A 22,295-nucleotide genomic window follows, 5' to 3' on the forward strand; every position below is an offset into this window, starting at 1 on the left:
CGCCGTGTCGGTTGGAGCCGTAGTGCTGAATACTGCGGTCATGGCCGGTCCGGTGCGGTGAGCTGGAGGGGACGGTCGCGTGAGCGAAATACCTGAGACGGCGAGCGGTGTCGTATGGCAGAGCAGCCCGCCTGGCTCGATCTATGACTACATCAAGGTTGCCTCCTTCTCGATCGGCTCCGACGGGCTGGTCGACCAGTGGAGTCGGCGCGCCGTGGACCTCTTCGGCATCACTCCTGACGAGGTCAGGGGCAAGGACCCGGTCGAGGTCTTCATGCCCGCCGAGCTGCGCCCGCGAGGCCACCGCAAAGTCGCCGAGATACTCGACGGCAAGGAGTGGACCGGCCTGGTCCCCTTCCGTATGCCGGGGGAGGGCCACGCGCACGGCGTGGCCGAGGTCTATGTGATGCCGAGCGAGACGGAGACCGGCGAGAGGGCAGCGCTCTGCATCGTCGTCGACGTCCGCGCCCTGCGCCGGATCGAGACGGATCTCGCCGCATCGCAGGCCATTTTCGGCCAATCTCCTTTTGGCTTCCTCCTCTTCGGTACGGACCTCACAGTGCAGCGCGCCAACCAGCGCTTCGCCACCGTCTTCGGGGGCGCCGCCGACGACCACCGCGGACGCACCGTTCACGACTACCTCTCCCGCCCCGAGGCCGAGCGGATGAACGCCTCCCTTCGCCGTGTGCTGGAGACCGGAGAATCCGCCATCGATCTCCAGATCGTCGGCAGCGCCCCGGGCAGCACGGAGCGCAGACACTGGTCGATCAATCTCTACCGGGTGCACAGCGGAGCCGGCCGCCCCATCGGCGTCGCCGGACTGGGCACCGACGTCACCCGCCGTCAGATCGCCGCCCGCGAAGCCGCGAGCGCCCGCCGCAACCTCGCCCTCCTCAACGAGGCGAGCGCCCGCATCGGCAACTCCCTCGATCTGGAGACCACCGCCCGCGAACTCCTCGACGTCGCCGTCCCCGGCTTCTGCGACCTCGCGTCGGTCGACCTCTATCAGGGTCTGCTCACCGGCGACGAGGCCCCGCCCGGGCAGTGGGGGTCCCCCCATGCCGAAAGCCACGGGGGAGGCAGCGCCGAGCTGCGCCGGGTCGCCTTCGCCAGTGCCGTCTCCGACGCCCCGCTGGTGCCCCCTCCGGGCTGCGGCCAGGAGGGCAGCGCCCCCACCGCGCTCGGCGAGGTCCACCGCTATCCCTTCAACTCGCCCTGTGCGAGCGCCCTGCGCACCGCCCGCGTCCAGTCCATCCCGGGCGAGGAGGGCACCCTCGTCCAGTCCACTTTCGCGGTGCCGATGGTCGCGCACGACACTGTCGTCGGCCTGGTGCAGTTCTCCCGCACGAAGGGCAGCGAGCCCTTCGGGGAACGGGACCGGGCACTCGCCGGCGAGCTCGCCGCCCGCGCCGCCGTCTGTATCGACAACGCCCGCCTCTACCGCAGGGAGCACGAGCGGGCGCTCATCCTCCAGCGCAGCCTGCTCCCGCCCGGAGACCCCGAGGCCGCCGGACTGGACATCGCCTGCCGCTATCTCCCGGGCAACACGGCCACCGAGGTGGGCGGTGACTGGTTCGACGTCATCGAACTGCCCGGTCACCGCACCGCCCTCGTCGTGGGCGATGTGATGGGACGGGGACTGCGGGCCGCGGTCGCCATGGGTGAACTGCGCACAGCGGTACGGACCTTGGCGCTGCTGGACCTGGAACCCGCCGAAGTACTCTCCGCGCTCGACGAGATCGCCCGCGGTCTGGGCAGCCCCAGCGGCACCCAGCAGGCCTCCCGCGTCGCCCACAAGTCCCGCGAGGCCGACCTCTCCGAGGTCTATCTCGCGACCTGCGTCTACGCCGTATACGACCCGGTCACCCGACGCTGCACCTTCGCCAACGCCGGTCATCTGCCGCCCGTCCTGGTCGAACCGGGCGAGGAGGCGCTGCTGCTCGACGTGCCGCCGGGGATGCCGCTCGGCGTGGGCGGCGAACCATTCGAGGAGGTCGAGGTCGAGCTCCCCGAGGGCTCTCTGCTCGCCCTCTACACCGACGGCCTCGTCGAGTCCCGGGACCACCCCCTCGACGAGGGGCTGCGCGCCTTCCGCGCCGCGCTGACCGATCCCGTACGCCCCCTGGAAGACGTCTGCGACCATGTGCTGAACACCCTCGACACCCGGCACGGCGAGGACGACATCGCCCTGCTGATGGCCCGCATCCAGGGGCTGCCCGTCGAGGCGGTCGGCGACTGGCTGTTGCCGCGCGAGCCGCGCTCGGTGGGACGGGCCCGCGAACTGGCCCGCGCCCAGCTGCTCAGCTGGAACCTCGAAGCACTCGTGGACACGGTCGAGCTGCTGGTCAGCGAGCTGGTCACCAACGCCCTGCGCTACGGCGAGGGTGAGATCCGGCTCAGGCTGCTGCGCGACCGCACACTGGTCTGCGAAGTGTGGGACGCGGGCCTGGTGCAGCCGCGCCGGCGACGGGCGCGCGACACCGACGAGGGCGGCCGCGGACTGCAGCTGGTCGGGCTGCTGAGCGCGGCATGGGGCTCGCGCCGGACCCCGCGCGGCAAGACGGTCTGGTTCGAACTCGCCCTGCCCGACGGGGGCTCGACGGCGGAGCCCACGGTCGAGCAGCTGCTCAGCATGTTCTGACCGGGCTGCGCCGCCTTGAGGGCAGCCAGGGAAAAGGTGAGTTGGATCAGAAGCGGCCGCCGCCCATCCGGCCGCGGGTGCCCCCGCCGCCGAAACTGCCGGGCCCGCCGCCACCTCCAAAGCCCCCGCCCCGCACGTCTTCTTCGGCCAGGCTCTGCGCCTGCCGCGCGAGCCCGTCCGCCTGCTGCGCCTCGGCCAGCGCGCCTTGCGGAACAGCCGACCCCGAGCCGCCCGAACCGTCCCAACCCGCCAGCTCCCGCGCCCGCTCCAGCCGTCGCTGCGCCTCCGCCAGCCGCGTCCGCGCGTCGCTGCCGACCGCCCCGCGGTGAGTCGTGATGTAGTCGGCCGCCGCGCCGATGGTGGAGCGCGCGCCGAGCATGGCCTGGTCGAGCAGCGCACGGGCCCGCCGCGTCCCCTGCTCGTTCTCGCGCGCCCCCGCCAGCGCCTCGTCGAGCGCGGCATCCGCCTCCTCGACCCGGCGCAGCGCGTCGATCGGGTCGTACAGGCCCGCCTCCAGCTCCCTGCGCACCTCCGCGGCCACCGTCTCGGCCCGTGCGATCCGCCCCTGGAGATCGGCCGTCGAAACCCCTTCCGATGTGCCCTTCAGCAGCCCGCGCGCCTCGGCCAGATCGGTGTCCGTCCCGGTGAGCGCGCCCGGCAGCTTTCCCGCCGCCTCCGCGAGCTCCTGAGCGCGCCGGTCCACGGCCTCGATGAGCCGGCCCGCCTGCGCGAGGGCGCCCTCCGCGGCCCGGACCTGCACGGCGGCAGCCCCGTTCTCCGACGAGTCGATTGCCTGACGGGCCTGGTCGAGGCTGGTCCTCGCGAAGACCAGCCGGTCCGTGGCCTGTTCGACGCTGTCCGCGATGGGCGCGGCAGCGGAGGCGGCGTACCGCTCGCGCAGCACGCCGAGCGCGGCCTCCGTTGTGACGATGCGTCCGCTGAGATCGTCGTGGGCGGCTTCGGCGGTGGCGAGGGCCTGCGGCGCGTTCTGCTCCAGGGCGCGCAGCCGGTCGAAGTCCTCGGACTCCGCGTCCAGTCGGCGATTGGCGTCGGTGCACCGCGCGACGATCTCGTCGAGCATCCGCCGACGCATCACGTCGTCCTCCGGATAGGCGTCGTCGAGCTGCTGGCGCAGCCGGAAGGCGGCGGTCAGCTCGTTCCTCGCGTACTCCACCGCTTCGTTGAACGGCGTGGCCGCCTCGTCCCCGAACTGGGCCGTGGCGAAGCCGAGTTCCTCCTGGCTGGTACGCAGCGCGTTGTCGGTGTCGACGAGGGTCCGCTTGGCCTGGGCGTCGAGTTCGGGCAGGGGGGTCTGCGCGGCCTGCCGCGGAGCGCCCCAGCCCCCCTGCCCGCCCTGCGGTGTGGTCCGGGTGGCCGTCCGCTTCCTGCGCTTGGCGAAGGTGTACGCGGCGAGCGCGCCTGCCCCGCCGGCCACCGCGATCGGCAGCACCAGATCCCCTGCCCCGGTCTCGGCACCGCCGCCGTCCCCGCCGGGATCGGCCTCCCCGGGGGTGATGGCCGGAGCGGGCACGGGCTGTCCGCTCGCCACCGCGTCGTACCCGTCCGCCGCCCCGATCGCGGCGCCCGCCCAGTCGTTCTGCCTGAGTGCGGGCTCGATCGCGGTGCCCGCGACCTCCGCGAGCTGGGCGTCCGTCAGCCGGGAGCCGGTGTCGACGTAGTGCGCGTACTGCCGGTCGCCCGTGGCGACGGCGAGCAGGATGTCGTTCTGGCCGAGACCGTTTTTCTGAGCGGTGGCACTGGCCCAGTCCTGCGCGGAACGGCCGGAGAAGTCCCGTACGTACACCACGAAGAGCTGGAGGCGCTGGTCGTCGTAGAGCCGGTCCAGCGCCTGGGTGACCTGTGGCTTTCGGCCGCCGAGAGCCCCGACCCGGTCGGTGATCTGTCCCTCGCGGGACAGGCTGACCGGATCGTCCGCGAGCGCGCTTCCAGCGGCGGGCACGACCAGCCACCACGCCGCCACCAGCACGGCAAGGAAGGCCCGGGTGGCTATTCGCGTCACATTTGGGAGGCTATGTCGGCCGTTGGGCCTCCGCGACCGGACGGATCCCGATCCGGTTGTCGGTCCTGTGATCTAGCCTTGCGGCGCATGGGGATCAATCGGCAGGTGGGGGTGCGTGAGCGCGTACGGGCGCTGCGCGGAGCTTCGGGCGTGCGTGCCCTCGTACGAGGGTGGCGCAGCCCCCGCCTGAAGTGGCCCAAGCGGATCGCCCTCGCCCTGGCCGTTCTGCTCGTCGTCCCCACGCTCACCGCGGCGGTGGCGCTGCGCGTCAACTACGCGGGCGAGCTCAAGGAGGGCACGACGACGCGCGGCCAGGACGCCGTCTGGCTGGGTCACGCCTGGGTGGACGGCCGCAAGAAGGACGCCGACGTGGACGCCTTCGCCGCGCGGATACGGGGGACCGGGATACGGGACCTCTACGTCCACGCCGGGCCGCTCGAGCACGACGGTACCTTGCCGGCCGACCGCTATCCACGCGCGCGGTGGCTGATCGACGCCGTTCACCGGAAGATCCCCGGCATACGTGTCCAGGCCTGGCTCGGCGACAGGCTGGCGAGCGAGGGCCCGCAGGGGATGCGGCTGCCCGATGCCGGCACCCGTGCCGCCGTCGTGCGCTCCACCACACAGATCCTCGACGCGGGCTTCGACGGCGTCCACTTCGACCTCGAGCCCCTGATCTCCGACGACCGCGACTATCTGTCGCTGCTGGACGATCTGGGCGAGCTGACGCGGGCGCGCAAGTCCCCGCTTTCCGTCGCCGCCCACCAGATCGATCCGCTGCCGGCCCTCCACCGGGTGAACAGCGCGGTCACCGGCCGCGGCAAGTGGTGGTCGCAGGAGTTCTTCGGCGAGGTGGCCCGTCGGGTCGACCAGATCGCCGTCATGTCGTACGACACCTGGATGCCGCTGGAGAGCCTGTACGGCGGCTATGTCGCCCAGCAGACCTCCCTCGCCCTCGAAGTCACCCCCGAGGACACCGATCTGCTGATGGGGCTGCCGTTCTTCCACGAGGACGACCTGGGCCACCATGAATCGGCGGAGACGGTCGCGGCGGCGGTCCGTGGCACCCGGCTGGGCCTGGGGCGCACGGACCGCGACCGCGAGCGGTTCGGCGTCGCGCTGTATGTCGACTTCGCGGCGAAGGACGAGGACTGGACGGCCTACCGGGAGGGCTGGGGCGAGAAGGGTTAGGCCATGTCCGACAGACCCCGCCTGGCGCTATGTGCCAGACACGGCCTAGTCGACCGCCCCGCGGCGCTTGATCTTGTTGCCCAGCCACACCAGCGGGTCGTACTTACGGTCCACCGCCCGCTCCTTCAGCGGGATCAGCGCATTGTCCGTGATCTTGATGCCCTCGGGGCACACCTCCGTACAGCACTTCGTGATGTTGCAGTAGCCGAGCCCGTGCTCGTCCTGGGCGGTCTTCTTGCGGTCCAGACCCGTCTCGGCAGCCGCGTCCAGCGGATGCATGTCCAGCTCCGCCACCCGCATCAGAAAGCGCGGACCCGCGAACGCCGTCTTGTTCTCCTCGTGGTCACGCACCACATGGCAGGTGTCCTGGCACAGGAAGCACTCGATGCACTTGCGGAACTCCTGGGAGCGGTCCACATCCATCTGCTGCATCCTGTACTCCCCCGCCGCGACCCCCGGCGGCGGCACAAAGGAGGGCACCTCCCGTGCCTTGGCGTAGTTGAAGGACACATCCGTCACCAGATCCCGCACCACGGGGAACGCCCGCAGCGGTGTCACCGTGATCGTCTCCTCGCGAGAGAAGACCGACATCCGCGTCATGCACAGCAGCCGCGGCCGGCCGTTGATCTCCGCGCTGCACGAACCGCACTTGCCCGCCTTGCAGTTCCAGCGGACCGCGAGATCGGAGGCCTGGGTGGCCTGGAGGCGGTGGATGATGTCGAGGACGACCTCCCCGTCGTTCACCTCGACGGCGAAGTCCTCAAGCCCCCCGCCGCCCTGATCGCCGCGCCAGACCTTGAAGGCCGCTTCGTAGCTGCTCACTCGTAGAGCTCCTCTTCGGCGAGGTACTTGACCAGCTCCTCCTTCTCGAAGAGGGCGAGCAGGTCGGGACGGATGGCCTCGGTCGTCCTGCGTTCGAGCGCGATCTGACCCCGCGCCGGGTCGGTGGCCGCCAACTCGCCCGTAGGATCGACCGGTTGGCAGAGCAGATTGACCCGTCGCCACTCGCGCTCCATGGTCGGGCAGTCCTCGCGGGTGTGCCCGCCGCGGCTCTCCGTGCGCTCCAGCGCCGCCCGCGCGATGCACTCGCTGACCAGCAGCATGTTCCGCAGATCCAGCGAGAGGTGCCAGCCGGGGTTGAACTGCCGGTGCCCCTCGACCCCGGCCCGCCGCGCCCGTACGCGCAGATCGGCCAGCCTCTCCAGGGCCTGCTCCATCTCCGCCTCGCGCCGGATGATGCCGACCAGGTCGTTCATGGTCTGCTGGAGTTCTTGATGGAGGGTGTACGGATTCTCGGGCGGCTTGCCGTTCTCGTTACCCGGCTGCGGGCCCTCCGCGCTGAACGGACGCAGCGCCTCGGCAGCGGCCGCGTCGATCTGGTCCTCGTCCACCGCCGGTCGCGCGGCGAGCCCCTCCGCGTACTCGGCCGCGTGCTGACCCGCCCGCCGGCCGAAGACCAGCAGGTCGGAGAGTGAATTGCCGCCCAGCCGGTTGGAGCCGTGCATGCCGCCCGCGACCTCGCCCGCCGCGAACAGGCCGGGGACCCCGACCGCCGCCGCGGTGTCGGACTCGACGGCGATACCGCCCATCACGTAGTGACAGGTCGGGCCGACCTCCATCGCCTCCGCCGTGATGTCGACATCCGCCAGCTCCTTGAACTGGTGGTACATCGACGGCAGCCGGCGCCTGATGACCTCGGCCGGCATCCGTGTGGAGACATCGAGGAACACGCCGCCGTGCGGGGAGCCGCGGCCCGCCTTCACCTCGGAGTTGATGGCGCGTGCCACTTCGTCGCGCGGCAGCAGCTCGGGAGGACGCCGGTTGTTCGCCTGGTCCTCGTACCAGCGGTCGCCCTCCTCCTCCGACTGCGCGTACTTCTCCTTGAAGACATCGGGGATGTAGTCGAACATGAACCGCTTGCCCTCGGAGTTGCGCAGCACCCCGCCGTCCCCGCGCACCGACTCGGTGACGAGGAGTCCCTTCACCGAGGGCGGCCAGATCATCCCGGTCGGATGGAACTGCACGAACTCCATGTTGAGCAGCGGAGCACCCGCGAGCAGCGCCAGAGCGTGGCCGTCGCCGGTGTACTCCCAGGAGTTCGACGTCACCTTGAAGGACTTGCCGATCCCGCCGGTGGCAAGCACCACCGAAGGGGCCTCAAGGACGAAGAAGCGCCCGGACTCCCGGTCGTAACAGAAGGTGCCCGACACCCTCCCCCCGAGCCGCCGGCCGGGGGGGACCCCCATCTCGCTTCGCTCGCCATCCGCGAGGCTGTGATCTTTCAGGATCCGAGTGACCGTGCACTCCTGGAAGACCTTCAACCGGGCTTCGTAGTCGCCGAATTCGGCCTTGTCCTCCTGCTGCAGCGAGACGATCTTCTGCTGGAGCGTACGGATCAGCTCAAGGCCGGTCCGGTCGCCCACGTGCGCGAGGCGCGGGTACTCGTGTCCGCCGAAGTTGCGCTGGGAGATCTTCCCGTCGGCCGTACGGTCGAAGAGAGCGCCCCAGGTCTCCAGCTCCCAGACCCGGTCGGGCGCCTCGCGTGCGTGCAGCTCCGCCATCCGCCACTGGTTGAGGAACTTTCCGCCGCGCATGGTGTCGCGGAAGTGCACCTGCCAGTTGTCCCCGGCGTTCACATTGCCCATGGAGGCGGCGATGCCGCCCTCGGCCATCACCGTGTGGGCCTTGCCGAAGAGGGACTTGCAGATCACCGCCGTACGGGCGCCCCGCTCGCGCGCCTCGATGGCGGCACGCAGGCCCGCGCCGCCCGCACCCACCACCACGACGTCCCACTGCTGCCGTTCGAGTTGCGTCATGTCAGAAGGCCCCACCCATCAGAAAAACCTCGGATCGTCGAAGGCGCCGGACGCCACGAGATAGACGTAGAAGTCGGCGAGCGCGACGCTGATCAACGACGTCCACGCGAGCAGCATGTGACGGTCGTTCAGCTTGCCGACGAAGCCCCACAGGCGGTAGCGCACCGGGTGTTTGGAGAAGTGCTTCAGCCGGCCGCCGATGATGTGCCGGCAGGAGTGGCACGAGAGGGTGTACGCCCAGATCAGCACGATGTTGACCAGGAAGACGAGGGTGCCGAGGCCCATGTGGCCCCACTCGTAGTGCTCGTCGCGGAATGCGAGCACGGTGTCGTACGTGAGGATTCCGGCGACCGGGATCGCCGCGTAGAAGAAGTACCGGTGGATGTTCTGCAGGATCAGCGGGAAGCGGGTCTCGCCGGTGTACTTCGTGTGCGGCTCGGCGACCGCGCAGGCCGGGGGCGATGCCCAGAAGCCCCGGTAGTAGGCCTTGCGGTAGTAGTAGCAGGTCAGGCGGAAGCCGAGCGGGAAGATCAGGATGAGCAGCGCGGGGGACAGGCCCCACCAGGTGCCGAAGATCTCCCAGTTGGGGCCGGCCTGCATCGGTTCGCAGTTCTCGGCGAGGCAGGGCGAGTAGAACGGCGAGACATATGGCGCGGCGTAGTAGTCGGCGTTCGAGAAGGCCCGCCAGGTTGAGTACACGATGAAGGCCAGCAGTCCGCCGGCCGTCAGGGCCGGCGCGAGCCACCAGCGGTCCGTCCGCAGATGGCGGGGGCCGATGGCGGCGCGCGTGGTGCCGTGTACGCCTGTATTGATTTGTGGTCGTTCGGTACCAGTGGCCAACGAAGGCTCCATATGGAGTGGGATCGGGTGTGGCTACGGGCCGGGCCGGTCAGGGTGCGTGCCGGTCGCGCGCACCGAGCCCCTCGTCGTCCGAGTCCGTCCACAGCGCGCTGTTGTACGGGGTGTCGGGGATGGTGACCAGCTCCGGGGCCGGTGATTTCGACTCGGTGGCCGCCGACGCGGCCGGGCCGGCGCCACGCAGCTCATCGACGGTGCGCTCCAGCTGCCCGACGCGCTGGAGCAGCTCGTCGAGACGGTGCTGCATCGCCGTCAGTTCTTCCTGCTCGGACATGACGTGCCCTCACTTCCGCAGGGTGCGGTGGCATGGCTCATGCGCCTGCGAGTGTTGCGCGTCACATCCCTGCTTGTGAAGGGACGTGCAGGGATTGTCGCCGCATGAGCTTCCAGCGCGCCCCTCGTGGTCCGTATTTCGCTCCCCCCAGTTTCTCCCTTTCTGGGGCGGTATGACGGATTCTACGTTGGGCCGCACGGGTGGCCTTGGGGGCGAGCCCGCCGTGTCGCCGACACCTCTCGGCCTCAGTCCACTTCAGTGGACGGGAATCGGTGTGATCATCGCTAAATTCCGTGAACGCGGACGAAACAGGACGAAGAGGTATAAGCCATGTCCCAGGTCGACGCCCCACGCGGGAGGACATGCTCGCGAACGCTCCGCTCCGTCGCGCTGCTGACCAGCGGGGTGCTGGCGCTGCCGGTCCTGGCCGGCTGCAGCTCGGGCGAGGACGCGGACACCGGCAGCGCCACGGCCCAGGACATCGCCCCCACCGGGCGGGAGCTGGTCGCCGACGGAGGCACGCTGCGCTGGGCGGTCGACGCCATGCCCAGCACCCTCAACGCCTTCCAGGCCGACGCGGACGCCACCACGGCGCGCATCGCCGGAGCCGTACTCCCCGCGCTCTTCACGCTGGACCGGCGCGGCCGGCCGCAGCGCAATCCCGACTACGTCGAGTCCGCCGGAATCGTCAAGCGCGAGCCCAAGCAGGTCGTGCTCTACAAGCTGAACCAGAAGGCGGTGTGGAGCGATGGCCGGGAGATCGGGGCGGCCGACTTCGTCGCCCAGTGGCGCGCCCTGGGCGGAAAGGATTCCGCGTACTGGACCGCGCGCAACTCCGGGTACGAACGGATCGAGAAGATCGAGAAGGGCGCCGACGACCTCCAGGTCAAGGTCACCTTCAACAAGCCGTTCGCGGACTGGCAGTCCCTCTTCACCCCGCTCTACCCGAAGGAAGTGACCGGGACCCCGGACTCCTTCAACGACGGGGCCCGCAGCACGCTCAAGGTGATGGCCGGCCCCTTCCAGCTGGCGGCGGTGGACCGCAAGGCGGGCACGAGCACACTCGTACGCAATCCCCGCTGGTGGGGGCAGCGGGCGAAGCTGGAGAAGGTGGTGCTGACCGCGGTGCCGCGCGAGAAGCGTGCCGCCGCTCTCGCCGCCGGCACCCTCGACCTCGCGGAGGTCGACCGGCGCGCGGTGGAGCGCATCGTCCTCGCGGCCCGGGACAAGGGCGCGGCCGGCCAGCCGCTCGCCCACGGGCCGGGCGCGGCCCTCACCCCCTCCGCCGCGCTCAAGTCCTGGGCACTGGCCAACGGCTCGGACAGCAAGAAGGCCGAGGCCGCGAAGAAGGCCCGCGCCCAGACCGTGGCGGCGGTCGAGAAGTACACCGCTGAGCAGAACGCCCTGCGCGGATTCGTGGTGCGCAAGTCGCTGGAGCCCGCGTACACCCAGCTCGCGCTGAACGGCGAGTCCGGCCCCCTCGCCGACGGCCGGGTGCGCCGCGCCGTGGCCCGTGCGCTCAACCGCAACGAGCTCGCCGAGGCCGTACTGACCCCGCTCGGTCTGCCCGCCGATCCGCCCGGCAGCCATCTGGCGCTGGCCGGCCAGCGGGCGTACACGGACAACAGCGGCGCGCTCGGCGAGCAGAACACCCAGGAGGCGCAGGCGCTGCTGGCCGACGCGGGCTGGACCCCCGGCGGGGCGCTCAAGAAGCCCGCGCCGGCCAAGGCGGGCAACGAGGCGGGCAGCGGCGAGCAGGCCGAGCCCGGCGGGCAGGCCGAGGCCAGTAAGAGGGCCGAGCCGAGCAAGAAGAGCGAGTCCAAGAACCGGGCGCGGGAAGAAGCGGAGCACAGCGCGTCCGACGAGGGGTTGTACATCGTCGACGACGACAAGCCCGCGGGCCACGGCCCCGGCAGCGGCGGCAGCGGTACGCGCATCCTCGCCCCCGCCCCCGGCGCTGCCCTCCAGGGTGTGGCCCCGGAGCGCCGGGCGGAGTCGCTCGGGGACGACACCGCCAACAAGCCAGGGACCAAGGCGCAGGAGAATCAGGGCGGGGCCGCCGGAGCGTACGCACCGCGCGGCACCGCCGCCCCCGCCCGGGGGAGCGGCCCGCTCGGCAAGGACGGCAAGCCGCTCACGCTGCGGTTCGTCCTTCCCGCGGGCCCCGGCTCCGAGGCGCTGCGCACCGTCGGCGACAAGATCGCGAAGATGCTGGACCGGATCGGCATCAACACCGAGCTGATCAAGGTCTCCGACACCAGCTTCTTCAAGGACCACATCGCCTCCGGCGACTACGACCTGGCGCTGTACTCCTGGCCCGCCACCGCCTACCCGGCGACCGACGCCCGGCCGATCTTCGCCAAGCCCGAGCCCGCGAGCGACGGCTCACTGCTGGTGGAGCAGAACTACACCCGCGTCGGCACGGACTACATCGACCAGCTCTTCGACGAGGCCGCTGCCGAGCTGAACGAGGACGAGGCCCGTGACCTGGTGCGCCGGGCGGATGCCCGCATCTGGGCCGCGGCCGGATCCATTCCCCTGTATCAGCGCCCCGAGCTGGTGGCCGCCAAGCGGCAGGTGGTCAACGCCGGCGCCTTCGGCTTCGCCGCCCCCCGCTACCAGGACATCGGGTTCAAGAAGTCCTAAAACCCCGACTCTGAAGAAGAAGTGGCAGGTCAGAACCTCAGAACTGGCTCAAGTCCCTTGCCCGCCGGCACCGCCGGCGGGCAAGCTGGTGCCTACCCTTGACCCAGGCTTTCGCACCCCCAGCGCACTCCCCAGTGCACTCCCCAGCGCACCAGGATCACCTTCACGATCGGCCCGGGAAGCCCCGGACGCGGCGGCCCCGTACCATGGGGACCAGCCGTGGCGCGTCCGCCCGGCGGGCGGACGAGGCTACGACAGTCAGACGCCTGACCCCACGATCGAGAGAAGCGCCAGCCAGCATGCCCACGCGCCACGACATCCGTAACGTTGCCATCGTCGCCCACGTCGACCACGGCAAGACCACCCTGGTCGACGCCATGCTGAAGCAGGCCGGCGCGTTCGCCGCGCACGCCGCCGAGCACCTCGACGACCGCATGATGGACTCGAACGACCTGGAGCGTGAGAAGGGCATCACGATCCTGGCGAAGAACACCGCCGTGAAGTACCACCCCAAGGCCGGCGGGTCCCCGATCACCATCAACATCATCGACACCCCCGGCCACGCCGACTTCGGCGGCGAGGTCGAGCGTGGTCTGTCGATGGTCGACGCGGTCGTCCTGCTCGTGGACGCCTCCGAGGGCCCGCTTCCGCAGACCCGCTTCGTGCTCCGCAAGGCGCTGCAGGCCCGGATGCCCGTCATCCTCTGCATCAACAAGACGGACCGCCCGGACTCCCGGATCGACGAGGTCGTCAACGAGACCTACGACCTCTTCCTGGACCTGGACGCGGACGAGGAGCAGATCGAGTTCCCGATCGTCTACGCCTGCGCCCGTGACGGCGTCGCCTCGCTGACCAAGCCGGAGGACGGCACTGTCCCGGCCGACAGTGAGAACCTGGAGCCGTTCTTCACCACGATCCTCGAGCACGTCCCGGCTCCCGAGTACGACGATGCCGCGCCGCTCCAGGCCCACGTCACCAACCTGGACGCCGACAACTTCCTCGGCCGTATCGCGCTGTGCCGCGTCGAGCAGGGCGAGCTGCGCAAGGGCCAGACGGTCACCTGGATCAAGCGCGACGGCACGATGTCCAACGTGCGCATCACCGAGCTGATGATGACCGAGGCACTCACCCGCAAGCCGGCCGAAAAGGCCGGCCCGGGCGACATCTGCGCCATCGCCGGTATCCCGGACATCATGATCGGCGAGACCCTGGCCGACCCAGAGAACCCGATCGCCCTGCCGCTGATCACGGTCGACGAGCCGGCCATCTCGATGACCATCGGTGCGAACACCTCACCGCTCGTCGGTAAGGGGGGCAAGGGCCACAAGGTCACTGCCCGGCAGATCAAGGACCGTCTGGACCGGGAGCTGGTCGGTAACGTCTCGCTCCGTGTCCTGGACACCGAGCGCCCCGACGCCTGGGAGGTGCAGGGCCGCGGTGAGCTCGCCCTGGCCATCCTCATCGAGATCATGCGCCGCGAGGGCTTCGAACTCACCGTCGGCAAGCCGCAGGTGGTCACCAAGCAGGTCGACGGCAAGACCCACGAGCCGATCGAGCGCATGACCATCGACTCGCCCGAGGAGCACCTCGGCGCCATTACGCAGCTCATGGCGACCCGTAAGGGCCGCATGGAGACGATGACGAACCACGGTTCGGGCTGGGTTCGCATGGAGTGGATCGTCCCGTCCCGCGGCCTCATCGGCTTCCGTACGGAGTTCCTGACCCAGACCCGCGGCACGGGCATCGCGCACTCCCTCTTCGAGGGGCACGAGCCGTGGTTCGGCGAGCTGCGCACCCGTCACAACGGCTCGCTGGTGGCGGACCGTGCGGGCGTGGTGACGCCGTTCGCGATGGTCAACCTCCAGGAGCGCGGTGTCATCTTCACGGAGGCCACCACGGAGGTCTACGAGGGCATGATCATCGGCGAGAACTCGCGCGCCGACGACATGGACGTGAACATCACCAAGGAGAAGAAGCTCACCAACATGCGTGCGGCTTCCGCGGACACCACGGAGAACGTGGTGCCCGCGCGCAAGCTCTCCCTGGAGCAGTCCCTCGAGTTCTGCCGCGATGACGAGTGCATCGAGGTGACCCCGGAGACGGTCCGTATCCGCAAGGTCGTCCTGGACCAGAAGCAGCGCGGCCGCACGGCCTCCCGCGCGAAGAACAACTGACGCCCCATCATTGACGGCTCGGCCCCCCGCAGAAACTGCGGGGGGCCGAGCCGTTCGTCAACTCCTTTTCATGGCCCAAGTGTCCGCATATCGACCATCGCTCTCCGGAACATGTGTTAACGGTCCGTTTCGCGGGTGTCTGTCTGTGCTCACTTTGTCCGGATTTCGGGCAGCGGGGGTCTGTCGATGTTGTCAAAACGAGACCCTTTAAGTGTGGTTTACGGCTCGGGCGTACTCAATAGTTGGCTCCATTGAGCTCGGGTCAATGGGTCATGCGCTGTGGGGAGCGCCGACTCACGAGCACACTCTGGGTACGTGACGTGTCCGCTGTCAGGGGTGTCAGCGCGCGTAGATGTGCCCTTCTTGTAGTGACAAAGTGGACTCATGAGGAGGAACCCATGCGCGGTGCCAAGAGCGCCAAGTGGGTAGCGGGTGCGATAGTCGTCGCTCTGGCAGCGACCGCCTGTGGCGGTAGCAGTGACAGCGGCTCCGACGCCAAGGGTGAAGCTGACCCCAACGGCATTTTCTCCATCGAGCTGGGTGAGCCGGAGAAGCTCCTGCACACCGGCGACACGATGGAGTCCAACGGCTCCGCCGTCATGGCCGGCCTGTTCTCGACCCTGGTCGACTACAAGGCCGACGGCTCGCTGGAGATGATCAACGCCGAGTCGGTGGAGACCACCGACTCCAAGACGTGGACCGTCAAGCTCAAGAAGGGCTGGACCTTCCACGACGGCACCCCGGTGACCGCCAAGTCCTATGTGGACGCGTGGAACTGGAACGCCAACATCAACAACGCCCAGGGGCTGTCCTCCTGGTTCGCGGACATCAAGGGCTTCGACGCCCTGCACCCGGAGAAGGAAGGCGCCAAGCCGACCGCCGAGGCCATGGAAGGCCTGAAGGTCGTCGACGACAGCACCTTCACCATCGACCTGAAGAGTGCCGTCCCGGCCTTCGGTCACAAGCTCGCCTACATCGTCTTCGCGCCGCTGCCCGCGTCCTTCTACAAGGACGCGAAGGCCGCGGGCGAGAAGCCGGTCGGCAACGGTCCCTACAAGTTCGACAGCTGGGACCACAAGAAGCAGATCAAGATCGTCCGTTACGACGACTACAAGGGCCCGAACAAGGCGAAGAACGGTGGTGTGCTCTTCAAGAACTACACCACCCTCGAGGCCGCGTACGAGGACCTGAAGTCGGGCAACGTCGACGTCCTGCGTCAGATCGGCCCGAAGGACCTCCCGGTCTACCGCGCGGACCTCGGCGACCGCGCCGTCGACCAGGCGTACTCCGCGATCCAGACGCTGGCCATCGCCTTCTACGCGGACCAGTGGAAGAAGCCGAAGCAGGTCGACCCGAAGGTCATCCAGGGTCTGTCCATGGCCATCGACCGCGCCACCATCACCAAGACGGTGCTGCAGGGTACGCGTGAGCCGGCCACGGGCTGGGTCGCCAAGGGCGTCGTGGGCTACCAGGAGAACGCCGCGGGCGACGTCACCAAGTTCGACCCCGCCAAGGCCAAGGAGCTCATCAAGGCCGGCGGCGGCGTCCCGAAGAACGAGATCTTCATCCAGTTCAACGCCGACGGCGGCCACAAGGAATGGGTCGACGCGGTCTGCAACAGCATCACCCAGGCCACCGCTGTCAAGTGCACCGGTGACAGCAAGCCGGACTTCCAGGCCGACCTGACCGCTCGTAAGAGCCAGCAGGTCAAGTCGATCTACCGCTCCGGCTGGGTGCTGGACTACCCCGTCAACTCCAACTTCGTCAGCGACCTGTTCCGTACGGGCGCGGCGGGCAACCAGGGTGGCTTCTCCAACAAGGCGCTGGACGCCAAGATCGCGGCTGCTGACGGCGCCGCGACGCTCGACGAGTCGGTGAAGCAGTTCCAGGCCATCGAGAAGGACCTGGTCAACTACATGCCGTCGATCCCGCTCTGGTACTACAAGGTCAACGCGGGCTACTCGGAGAAGGTCTCCGGCGTGCAGTACGGCCAGGACGGTGACCCGATCCTGACCGGCGTCGAGGTCAAGAAGTAATCGCCCAGGCGTAGTCCGATAGCCGTTGCGGGGCTGACGAATCGCCAGCCCCGCAACGGCGCCTTACGCAGCGGCTGGGGGGCCCTTCCACGACATTCGCGTACCCACTGGGGCGCGGTTGCCGCGGGAGGGCCCGTCGGCTGCGGCTGTCGCATCTCAACGGAGGCATGATGGGGCGCTATGTCGCACGACGACTGCTCCAGATGATCCCGGTATTCCTCGGGACAACCTTTCTGATCTTCTTCATGGTCTACAGCCTGCCTGGCGACCCCGTGGCGGGGTTGTTCGGCGACAAGGGCGTCGACCCGGCGACTCTCGCCGCCAAGAGACATGAACTGGGGCTGGATCTCCCGATCTGGGAGCAGTACTGGAACTACATGACCAATATCGTCCTGCACTTCGACTTCGGTAACCAGATCCGCAATGGGCGGCCGGTCACCGAGGTGCTGGGCGACGCGTTCCCCATCACCCTGCAGCTCGCGGCGCTGGCTTTCGCCTTCGAGCTCATCTTCGGCATCGGCCTCGGTGTCATCGCCGGTCTGCGGGCCGGCCGCCTGGCCGACAACGCGATCCTGATCTTCACTCTGCTGATCATCTCGATCCCGGTCTTCGTCCTCGGCTTCATCATCAAGATGGTCTTCGCCTTCGAGCTGGGCTGGATGGCGCCGAACGTCAGCAACGAACAGAAGTGGTCCGAGCTGATCGCGCCGGCCATCGTGCTCGGCGGCCTCTCGCTCGCGTACGTCGCCCGGCTCACCCGCACCTCGATGGCGGAGAACCTGCGCGCCGACTACATGCGCACGGCCGTGGCCAAGGGTCTGCCCAGGCGCCGGATCATCGGTGTCCACCTGATGCGCAACTCGATGATCCCCGTCGTCACCTTCCTCGGCACCGACATCGGCGCCCTGATGGGCGGCGCGGTCGTCACCGAAGGCATCTTCAACGTCAAGGGCATCGGCGGCGTCATCTACGAGTCGATCAGCCGGCGTGAGGGCACCACCCTGGTCGGCCTCGTCACCGTCCTGGTGCTCGTCTACCTCGCCACCAGCCTGCTCATCGACCTGCTGTATGCGGTCCTGGACCCGAGGATCCGTTATGCCTGACGTGACCAAGACCGCGGCCGTCGCGACCGAGGACGCCATCGCGCCGCCCTCCGCCGCCGGGCCCGCGCCCCAGAAGCCGGACAAGGCGCGCAGCCTGTGGGGAGACGCCTGGCAGGACCTCCGCCGCAACCCCTACTTCCTGGTCGCGGCCGTCCTGATCTCCTTCCTGCTGATCATCACGGCCGTCCCGAGCTTGTTCACCAGCGCCTCGCCCACGGTCGGCGACCTGGTGCACCACTACCTCGGCAAGCCGGAACTGGGCAGCGTCGGCTCGGAGGGCTGGCTCGGCTATGACGGCCAGGGCCGCTCCGTGTACGCCCGCCTCATCCACGGCACCCGTGCCTCGGTCATCGTCGGCATCTGCGTCACCCTGATCGTCACCATCGTCGGTGGCATCACGGGCATGATCGCCGGCTACTTCGGCGGCGTCACGGACGCCATCCTCTCCCGGATCACCGACATCTTCTTCGGTATCCCGTTCCTGCTCGGTGCCATGGTCGTGCTGCAGTCCTTCACCGAGCGCACGGTCTGGGTGGTCGTCTTCGCCCTCGCGTTCCTCGGCTGGACCCAGATCACCCGCGTCATGCGCGGTGCGGTGATCACCATCAAGCAGGCCGACTACGTCCAGGCAGCCAAGGCCCTCGGCGCCGGCACCACCCGGATCCTGTTCCGGCACATCCTGCCGAACGCCATGGCCCCGGTGATCGTCGTCGCGACCATTTCCCTCGGCGGCTACATCTCGGCCGAGGCGACCCTGTCGTACCTGGGTCTGGGCCTTTCCTCGCCCATCGTTTCCTGGGGCGTCGACATCTCCACCGGTGTTCAGCAGATCCGTACGGCACAGCACATCCTGCTGTACCCGTCGATCATGCTCAGCATCACCGTTCTGGCGTTCATCATGCTCGGCGAAGCAGTTCGCAACGCCCTCGACCCCAAGCTGCGCTGAGGAGGGCGTACGACATGACCATCATTGACAAGACCGCGTCTGTCCCCGCCCCGCGCGACGGCAACGACTTCGAGGGCTCGCTCCTCGAAGTCCGTGACCTGCATGTGGAGTTCCACACCCGTGACGGCGTGGCCAAGGCGGTCAACGGCGTCAACTACAGCGTGAACGCCGGTGAGACGCTCGCCGTGCTCGGGGAGTCCGGCTCCGGCAAGTCCGTGACCGCGCAGGCGATCATGGGCATCCTCGACATGCCGCCCGGCAAGATCCCGCAGGGAGAGATCTTCTTCCGCGGCGAGGACATGCTCAAGATGTCCTACGAGGAGCGCCGGCAGATCCGTGGCCGCAAGATCGCCATGATCTTCCAGGACGCGCTCTCCTCACTGAACCCGGTCCTCAGCGTCGGCTACCAGCTCGGCGAGATGTTCCGGGTCCACCAGGGCCTGTCCAAGAAAGAAGCCAAGGCCAAGGCCATCGAGCTGATGGACAAAGTCAAGATCCCGGCCGCCGCGGCCCGGGTCAACGACTACGCCCACCAGTTCTCGGGCGGTATGCGCCAGCGCATCATGATCGCCATGGCGCTGGCCCTGGAGCCGGACCTGATCATCGCCGACGAGCCCACCACGGCTCTTGACGTGACGGTCCAGGCCCAGGTCATGGATCTGCTCGCGGAGCTCCAGCGCGAGTACAACATGGGCCTGATCCTGATCACCCACGACCTTGGCGTGGTCGCCGACGTCGCGGACAAGATCGCGGTCATGTACGCGGGACGGATCGTCGAGACCGCCCCGGTGCACGAGCTCTACAAGCGCCCCGCGCACCCCTACACCCGCGGTCTTCTCGACTCCATCCCGCGCCTTGACCAGAAGGGCCAGGAGCTCTTCGCCATCAAGGGGCTGCCGCCCAACCTGCTGCGCGTACCGTCCGGTTGTGCGTTCAACCCGCGCTGCACCAAGGCGGAGGACATCTGCCGTACGGACATCCCGGCGCTGCTCCCGGTCACCGACCGGGACGGCACGGACCTGGTCGGCCGCGGCAGTGCGTGCCACTTCTGGAAGGAGACGATCCATGGCTGAGCTCAAGAAGTCCGACGAGCCCATGGACGCCACCCCGAACGTCACCGACGTCGAGACGGTCGATGCCGCCACCGAGGCCGAGGCGGTAGCCGCCATCGAGGCGCCCGTCTCGCAGGGTGAGCCGATCCTTCAGGTCCGCAATCTGGTCAAGCACTTCCCGCTGACCCAGGGCATCCTGTTCAAGAAGAAGGTCGGCGCGGTCAAGGCCGTGGACGGGATCTCCTTCGATCTCTACCAGGGTGAGACGCTCGGCATCGTCGGCGAATCCGGCTGTGGCAAGTCCACGGTCGCCAAGCTGCTGATGACGCTGGAGCGGGCGACCGCCGGCGAGGTCTTCTACAAGGGCCAGGACATCACCAGGCTGTCCGGCCGTGCACTGAAGGCCGTCCGCCGCAACATCCAGATGGTGTTCCAGGACCCGTACACCTCGCTGAACCCGCGTATGACGGTCGGCGACATCATCGGGGAGCCCTTCGACATCCACCCGGAGGTGGCGCCCAAGGGCGACCGCCGCCGCAAGGTCCAGGAGCTCCTGGACGTCGTGGGCCTCAACCCGGAGTACATCAACCGGTATCCGCACCAGTTCTCCGGCGGTCAGCGCCAGCGCATCGGCATCGCCCGCGGCCTTGCGCTCAACCCGGAGATCATCATCTGCGACGAGCCCGTCTCGGCCCTGGACGTCTCCGTCCAGGCACAGGTCATCAACCTGATGGAGAAGCTGCAGGACGAGTTCAACCTCTCCTACCTCTTCATCGCCCACGACCTGTCGATCGTCCGGCACATCTCGGACCGGGTCGGCGTGATGTACCTCGGCAAGATGGCCGAGATCGGTACCGACACGCAGATCTACGACCACCCGACGCACCCCTACACCCAGGCGCTGCTGTCGGCGGTCCCGGTTCCCGACCCGGCCGCGCGTGAGGGCCGCGAGCGGATCATCCTCGTCGGAGACGTGCCGTCCCCGGCGAACCCGCCGTCCGGCTGCCGCTTCCGCACCCGTTGCTGGAAGGCCGAGGACAAGTGCGCCACGGAGGTCCCGCTGCTGGCGGTCCCCGAGCGCTTCAAGGGCGCCGACACCCCGGCGGCACACGAGTCCGCGTGCCACTTCGCCGAGGAGAAGGACGTCGTCCACGCGGCGTAATGCTCAGCAGGCAGTGCTCTGTACGTGAACGAAGGGCGCCCGGACCATCTGGTCCGGGCGCCCTTCTGCGTACGGCCGCGTACCGCCGCGCAGGGCTCGCCCGGCCAGGAAAGTCATGCGTAACATCCGCCGGACCCCGCGCGTGTTCATGGCAGAAGGCAATGAACGGACGAGGAGCGGGGGGAAGATGCCGACGCAGTCGCAGGAGTTCGACGCGTTCTACGCGGCTACGGCCAAGCGCGTGGTCGCCACGGTCTACGCCATCACCGGCGATCTCGCGGAGGCCGAGGACGCCGTACAGGAGGCGTATGTGCGCGCCTGGCAGCGGTGGGACAGGCTGACGCGGGAGGGGGACCCGCTGCCCTGGGTGCGCACGGTCGCGGTACGCCTGGCGATCAGCACCTGGCGTAGGACCCGCAACCGCCTGCTCGCCCATCGCAGACATGGGCCGCAGGATGACTCTCCCGAACTCTCCGCGGACCGCGTGGCGTTGATCGGGGCGCTGCGCGAACTGACCCCGGACCAGCGGCAGGTGGTGGTCCTGCATCACCTTCTCGACCTCCCGGTGGAGCAGGTGGCTCGCGAGACGGGTGCCTCCAGCGGTGCTGTACGCACCCGGCTCAGCCGGGCCCGGAAGATCCTCGGCGAGCGGCTCGCCGATGCCACTGTCCCGTCGGAGGGGGTTGTCAGTCATGGCTGAGGTCGAGGAACTGCTGGACGACGTCACGCTGCGGATGCCGAGCGCCGCGGAGCTCCGCGCGCGGGGCAACCGGCGGCGTGTGCGTCTTAGGGCCGGCGCGGTCGCCGTGGCTGTCGCCGTGGCGGTGGTGGGTGGTATGTCGTGGGCGCTGATCCAGGGCGGCGGCCGGCAAAACGTGCGGCCCGCGGGGGTGCCTACGCCCACGCCGGTCGCCGACGGGAATCCGTACAAGACGGGAGACGCGTTCGACGGGCTGACGGAAAGCGATGTGCCGCTGTACGGCACGTGGCACTGGAAGCTGAGTGACAAACCGGCCGATGAGGCCGTGCGGTTCCCGCGCGTGGGCTTTGACGACGCCTGCCCGCAGCCGGCCCCGCGCACCCCGCAGGGCAAGCTCGACCGGGTCTCGTACACGGGGATCTACAAGGGGGACGGGGAGTCCGTCGCCCGCCATCGCTATGCCGACTACGGCAGCGCCGTCCAGGCGGCCGATGAGTTGCGGCGGCTGAAGGACGCGCTCGCGGCCTGCGGTCTGAAGCCCCGGGGCACGGGCGCGGACGCCTCCTACGCGGGCACCAGTACGGGCGGCCCGTGGCTGCGGGTCGACATCGACAGCGGCACGAAGTGGATCTCGGTGATCGAGGTGCAGACCAGCGGGGACTGAGACGGGAATGGG

Annotated in this window: 16 protein-coding genes; 11 read left to right on the forward strand and 5 right to left on the reverse strand. The window is 68.9% G+C overall.

What is annotated here, in order from left to right:
• Positions 1-79: 79 nt before the first annotated feature.
• Complete coding sequence (locus SLUN_RS25925) at positions 80-2,641, forward strand: SpoIIE family protein phosphatase (protein ID WP_108152177.1); 2,562 nt, start codon at positions 80-82, stop codon at positions 2,639-2,641.
• A 46-nt stretch (positions 2,642-2,687) separates the two neighbouring features.
• Here SLUN_RS25925 and SLUN_RS25930 read toward each other — a convergent pair whose 3' ends face one another.
• Positions 2,688-4,661, reverse strand: a complete 1,974-nt coding sequence (locus SLUN_RS25930) for a TPM domain-containing protein (protein ID WP_108152179.1) — start codon at positions 4,659-4,661, stop codon at positions 2,688-2,690.
• Between the two features lie 87 nt (positions 4,662-4,748).
• Here SLUN_RS25930 and SLUN_RS25935 point away from each other — a divergent pair, with 87 nt between their 5' ends.
• Positions 4,749-5,852 carry a glycoside hydrolase family 18 protein gene (locus SLUN_RS25935; protein WP_246338425.1) on the forward strand — a complete coding sequence of 368 codons (1,104 nt, stop codon included), beginning with the start codon at positions 4,749-4,751 and terminating at the stop codon, positions 5,850-5,852.
• A 45-nt stretch (positions 5,853-5,897) separates the two neighbouring features.
• Here the strand turns inward: SLUN_RS25935 and SLUN_RS25940 are convergent, their stop codons facing one another.
• From SLUN_RS25940 to SLUN_RS25955, 4 genes are read right to left on the reverse strand one after another with little or no spacing between them, the layout of a single operon-like run.
• Positions 5,898-6,674: a succinate dehydrogenase/fumarate reductase iron-sulfur subunit gene (locus SLUN_RS25940; RefSeq protein ID WP_108152183.1), complete on the reverse strand. Its 777-nt coding sequence runs from the start codon at positions 6,672-6,674 to the stop codon at positions 5,898-5,900.
• Positions 6,671-8,668, reverse strand: a complete 1,998-nt coding sequence (locus SLUN_RS25945; RefSeq protein WP_108152185.1) for a fumarate reductase/succinate dehydrogenase flavoprotein subunit — start codon at positions 8,666-8,668, stop codon at positions 6,671-6,673. The genes SLUN_RS25940 and SLUN_RS25945 overlap by 4 nt, the downstream gene beginning before the upstream one ends.
• A gap of 18 nt (positions 8,669-8,686) precedes the next feature.
• Complete coding sequence (gene sdhC / locus SLUN_RS25950) at positions 8,687-9,508, reverse strand: succinate dehydrogenase subunit SdhC (RefSeq protein ID WP_170146606.1); 822 nt, start codon at positions 9,506-9,508, stop codon at positions 8,687-8,689.
• Positions 9,509-9,557: 49 nt separating this feature from the next.
• A complete protein-coding gene (locus SLUN_RS25955; protein WP_108152189.1) occupies positions 9,558-9,800 on the reverse strand; it encodes an Rv0250c family protein in 243 nt (80 codons plus the stop codon).
• Between the two features lie 330 nt (positions 9,801-10,130).
• Between SLUN_RS25955 and SLUN_RS25960 the strand changes: the two genes are divergently transcribed.
• From SLUN_RS25960 to SLUN_RS26000, 9 genes are all read left to right on the forward strand, one after another.
• Complete coding sequence (locus SLUN_RS25960) at positions 10,131-12,446, forward strand: ABC transporter substrate-binding protein (protein ID WP_108152191.1); 2,316 nt, start codon at positions 10,131-10,133, stop codon at positions 12,444-12,446.
• A 299-nt stretch (positions 12,447-12,745) separates the two neighbouring features.
• Positions 12,746-14,620, forward strand: coding sequence for a translational GTPase TypA (gene typA, locus SLUN_RS25965; protein ID WP_108152193.1), 1,875 nt, complete (start codon positions 12,746-12,748; stop codon positions 14,618-14,620).
• Between the two features lie 398 nt (positions 14,621-15,018).
• The gene (locus SLUN_RS25970) at positions 15,019-16,656 is read left to right on the forward strand and encodes a peptide ABC transporter substrate-binding protein (RefSeq protein WP_108152195.1); all 1,638 of its coding nucleotides are present in this window, start codon (positions 15,019-15,021) and stop codon (positions 16,654-16,656) included.
• Positions 16,657-16,826: 170 nt separating this feature from the next.
• Positions 16,827-17,759: an ABC transporter permease gene (locus SLUN_RS25975; RefSeq protein ID WP_170146660.1), complete on the forward strand. Its 933-nt coding sequence runs from the start codon at positions 16,827-16,829 to the stop codon at positions 17,757-17,759.
• Positions 17,752-18,705: an ABC transporter permease gene (locus tag SLUN_RS25980; RefSeq protein ID WP_108152199.1), complete on the forward strand. Its 954-nt coding sequence runs from the start codon at positions 17,752-17,754 to the stop codon at positions 18,703-18,705. The genes SLUN_RS25975 and SLUN_RS25980 overlap by 8 nt, the downstream gene beginning before the upstream one ends.
• 14 nt (positions 18,706-18,719) lie before the next feature.
• Entirely contained in the window at positions 18,720-19,778 is a 1,059-nt protein-coding gene (locus SLUN_RS25985) for an ABC transporter ATP-binding protein (protein WP_108152201.1), read from the forward strand.
• The gene (locus SLUN_RS25990) at positions 19,771-20,919 is read left to right on the forward strand and encodes an ABC transporter ATP-binding protein (RefSeq protein WP_108152203.1); all 1,149 of its coding nucleotides are present in this window, start codon (positions 19,771-19,773) and stop codon (positions 20,917-20,919) included. Before SLUN_RS25985 ends, SLUN_RS25990 begins: the two co-directional genes overlap by 8 nt.
• A gap of 187 nt (positions 20,920-21,106) precedes the next feature.
• Positions 21,107-21,619 (forward strand): SigE family RNA polymerase sigma factor, encoded by a 513-nt coding sequence (locus SLUN_RS25995; RefSeq protein ID WP_108152205.1) that lies wholly within the window; start codon positions 21,107-21,109, stop codon positions 21,617-21,619.
• Positions 21,612-22,283, forward strand: coding sequence for a hypothetical protein (locus tag SLUN_RS26000; protein WP_108152207.1), 672 nt, complete (start codon positions 21,612-21,614; stop codon positions 22,281-22,283). Before SLUN_RS25995 ends, SLUN_RS26000 begins: the two co-directional genes overlap by 8 nt.
• Positions 22,284-22,295 lie beyond the last annotated feature (12 nt).

This window comes from Streptomyces lunaelactis (assembly GCF_003054555.1).
Classification (GTDB): domain Bacteria; phylum Actinomycetota; class Actinomycetes; order Streptomycetales; family Streptomycetaceae; genus Streptomyces; species Streptomyces lunaelactis.